Genomic DNA, 3,957 nt, shown 5'->3' with positions numbered 1-3,957 from the left:
GCAAAGCGAAACCGCGCTGGGTTTTGCATTTTGTATTGGACAGATTTGCACAAGGTAAAAGCTATCGCCAGATCATGATGGAATTGAATCGGCTCTATGCACATAGGGGTATGACGATTAGTTTGGGACAGTGTATAACTGGATACAGAAGTATCGTTCAGAAATGGAGGCAATACGTAAAGAGACGCGGAATCGTTTTCCAGAACTCAGTCCTGCGAGTTGGCGGTGGTGTATAGATGGAACGGGTAAAGTGGATGCAGATGGTGTGAGCCATTTTATCCTGGGTATTGTGGATCATGGCACGCGTATGAATTTGCTGTTGCAGCGTTTGGAGTTGGCGACGTCAGCAACGATACTGGAGTATCTCAAAAAGACGATACAGTTGTTTGGTCAACCGAAAATTATTCGCACAGATAATGCATCTGTGTTTCGCAGTAAGAAATTCCGGCGGGCTTTGAAGGAATTCGGGATACGTCAGGAATTTAGCGAACCGGGCAAGCCCTGGCAGAATGGTAGGATTGAACGTTTCTTTTTAACGCTCAAAGAGAAGTTGAATTTAATCACGCCTGTCAATGGCTTGGCGCTCGATTGCTTGCTGGGCGAATTTACGACCTGGTATAACTTGATCAGGCCGCATCAGCATTTGCATGGGTATACACCTGCTGAGGTCTGGACTGGTGTTGATCCTTATATTTTTGCGCCAAAATCTGTTGCGTCTTTCAGTGCTTGGGATGGTTTGCTGACTGGCTATTATTTGAGGCGTTAACTTTCTTAACGTTGATCAAAAAATTAACTTTCCATTGAACACCTTAAGTGTTCAGGGCGTAGCTCATCCTGAGCAAATATTTCGCTCAAATTTTAATCAGGCGAACAAAATAAATTGCTCGCACTGATTAAAAAATAGTCATATTAATGCTCTATTGAACAAAAATCCTCACCAGTTTTTGCAAAAATTGCTGATCTGGTGAAGCGAGTTGGTTTTACTGAACGATGAACAGGGCAGCTGGGTGTCGTGCCTCACATATCTACAGATACGGCGATCAGGTCAGGAATGTCGTAATGTTGGAACGGACCTCAGCTTTGCTGAGACAGTTCAATGATTATTACTCACCAAACTGTCGATTAATATAGTAGTCCCACCAGGTAGCTCATCGATTCCCAAACTGACTTGCATCGAGCCAGCCATCGATTGAGTAACGGAAATGGCTTTGACTGGAACCTCCAGGCGATTGCCACCCCCATCTACAACCATAACCACCGAGCCAAAAGCACCCTCCACATCACTCTTACTTACAACATTCGACAAAAGCAAACGACCCGTGAGTATGAGCCCCTTCCCTTTGATCAACATTACATCCTGAACAATCATTAATTTCATAAAAACTCCTATTACCGATGTTGAATATAGAGCGAGTCCTTCACATCACGAACACGAATTGGTCCCTCAGGCGCTCTTTGCAAGCGCATGATTCCATCGCGCAGGAGTGAATAGCGCTCAGTCGACGACAACTCTGGAGCAAAACGCGCTGCTCGAATGCTAGCTTGTGCCTCTTCGAGCGCAAGACTTGCCTGCGTACGACCCGCCATTCCGGCTTCCATATGCCCAACAAGCTCGTGCGCCAATGTACCCTTTATACTGATTCTCGAATTGGCAGTACTTGTTCCTACTCCGACATTTCCTGGGACTACATCGGAACCAATATTTAAGGTTCGCTGCCCAAACATATCACCATACCCTGTGCTCAAATTTGTATCATCCACCCACCGAATTCCAATACCTTTCGTATCGAATTTGGACAAGTAGCTCTCGACCTGGAGCCGTTGCTCAACGTTAAGAGGAGCTTCGCCTCGCACACCACCTGATTCAACTTTATAAAATCTACTGTTAGCCTCAACAATCTTTGCGCCAGCATACATCGTCCCTAGATTAAAAATTTGACCACCTACACCGTCATAATCACGTCTGTACATAGAGTCAATTAACCCAACGCCTGGCGCCGATTTGGCAACGCCATAAACGAAGTCCCCCATTGTCTCCATAGCACCGCGACGCGCAAACGAACGCACAATACCATTTTGTACGTGATAAGGTCGAATGTCCCCCATCACTCCACGGTCAGGCCCAAAAATCGCCTGTTTTGAATAGCCGTACGCATCTTGTATCAGTGTGCCTGTACCTTGCACTAAATTGGCTGGAATTTTTACAAAATTATAAGCGGCCTTAGAAGCACCATTGATCGTTTGACCGACTGGATTAAATGTCAAAAATCCTTCCCATTTAGACATTGAATAAGCTCTGCTATTGTCTTGGGCAATCTTGGCTTGATGAGCAGCTTCCAGTTCCTCATCATATTGCGCCATTTCTTCCAGCGTCATTTTCTTGTGACTGATTTGCACCGTTTGCATACCTGATTGATACAGCGTCGTCGTATCAGTGCCCTGTATTAACGTACCGCTCCGATCAACAGGCTGGTCAATGAACATCGCATTGCGCGGGTAGCCTGCTCTTTGCAGTTCCGCTGGATCGTAACCCGAGAATATTTTTCTCGGTCCAGCCTGTACTATGGGGTCTAATGTTCCCAGCACATCGGCAACGCTAGGGCCATTGTAAGTACTGATTCCTGCATTGGCCGCGTCCTTTCCATAGCGGGCCAACCGCGCTGTTTCTGCATCGCTCTGGTTACTGACGTTCCCCGCTGCCAAACTTTCGCCAAGAGCATTGCCAAACGCATCCACAGCCACCCGGCCAATCTGTATCTTGCCCCCGTTCACCAGACTCGTTGCCACTCCCGACGCAAAGCCTTTCAGGCTTCGCTGGGTAATATCTTGCCATCGACTGTCCATGCCACTGAAGGCGTCTTTAAGCTGGCCGCCAACAAAGGTGCCTACGGCTGCACCTGCTGCAGCGCCAGCCACGCTCTTCCAGCTAAAGTCCTGTTGCATGCCTGTCACCATGGCAATGCCTTGCGAGGCCACATTCTTTAAGGCGCCATTCACTATGGCATTGGCGTACTGGTCAGAGAGTCCTACATTGATGCCTTGGGTTAGTCCTGCTGTGAGTGCGCTTAGTCCGACACCTTTCCAGTTGACTTCTTTTTGTTCTCCCGCTGCGACTGCTGCAAATTGTCCTGCGGTTGAGGATGCAGCAGCAATGGCTGCGTTGAGCAAGGGTGAAGCTGCGCCTTCTGTCAATACGGTCAATATGATCGCCACTGCAATAGAGACAATCGCGCCAACCATACCGCAGCCACCATCCTGCCCCTGTGGCATCGGCAGGGTCGGCGTAGTATCCCCAATAATCTCACCCGGACGATAGGGCTTGAAGCTGTCTGCGGTGTTGTGGCTGCTTATCTCCCTGGCAGGAATAAGGATTTTTGTGCCTGGTGCAAAGTTGTCTGCGCTGACAACGCCATTGGCGTCGGCAATGAGGTACCACAGGGTGGCGTCGCCCCAGACGGTCTTGGCGATGCTTTGCAGGGTATCCCCCTGCTGGGTGATGTACATGCTGGGGCCATTACCCGACAAGGCGCTTTGTTTGACGTAGCTTTGGTTGATGCTGTCTGTCAGGTAGTCTTTGCTGCTGGTACCGATGAGCTGGTCGTTGACTAAGAGGCTGTAGGTGTTATCACCTTTTTGTTCTTTGCGCAGGATGTGGCCTGCGGTATCAACAAAGAATTTGCGCACGCCAGTTTCCTTGCCATCGTCGACGCTGATGAGGTGGCCGTTGACGTCGTAGGTGTTGGTGGTGGTGCCTCCGCCACTATCGGCCTTGATGGTGCTGACCTGGTAGTTGTCGAACTGGTCGGCTGTGTTGTAATTATAGTCAACACCATAGGCATTATCATGGGTATATCTTGTTAGTCTGCCTGCTTCGTCATTGATGAACCGTGTATTGCTATAGCGGGTATCATTACTGGCTATATGCACTTGCTGGAGCAGGACCTGGTCAACTCTGTC

Annotated in this window: 3 protein-coding genes; 1 reads left to right on the top strand and 2 read right to left on the bottom strand. The window is 48.8% G+C overall.

The genetic code is table 11. From position 1 onward, the window contains the following. The first annotated feature begins 130 nt into the window (after positions 1–130). Positions 131–766 (top strand): integrase core domain-containing protein, encoded by a 636-nt coding sequence (locus tag ACO0LF_RS31135; RefSeq protein WP_423021238.1) that lies wholly within the window; start codon positions 131–133, stop codon positions 764–766. Positions 767–1,093: 327 nt separating this feature from the next. Here the strand turns inward: ACO0LF_RS31135 and ACO0LF_RS31130 are convergent, their stop codons facing one another. Next, positions 1,094–1,378 (bottom strand): hypothetical protein, encoded by a 285-nt coding sequence (locus ACO0LF_RS31130; RefSeq protein ID WP_423021236.1) that lies wholly within the window; start codon positions 1,376–1,378, stop codon positions 1,094–1,096. A gap of 11 nt (positions 1,379–1,389) precedes the next feature. After that, the coding region (locus ACO0LF_RS31125) for a LysM peptidoglycan-binding domain-containing protein (protein WP_423021234.1) at positions 1,390–3,957 on the bottom strand (2,568 nt) is incomplete at its 5' end.

The sequence above is a fragment of the Undibacterium sp. Di27W genome (assembly GCF_049340345.1).
Taxonomy (GTDB): Bacteria; Pseudomonadota; Gammaproteobacteria; order Burkholderiales; family Burkholderiaceae_D; genus Undibacterium.
The sequence above is the reverse complement of the archived record's forward strand: the minus strand, read 5'-3'. Positions and strand labels throughout refer to the sequence as shown.

Bases quoted from the DNA above. Each gene is read 5' to 3' on its own strand.
- ACO0LF_RS31130 (WP_423021236.1), bottom strand. From the start codon at position 1,378: ATGAAATTAATGATTGTTCAGGATGTAATGTTGATCAAAGGGAAGGGG.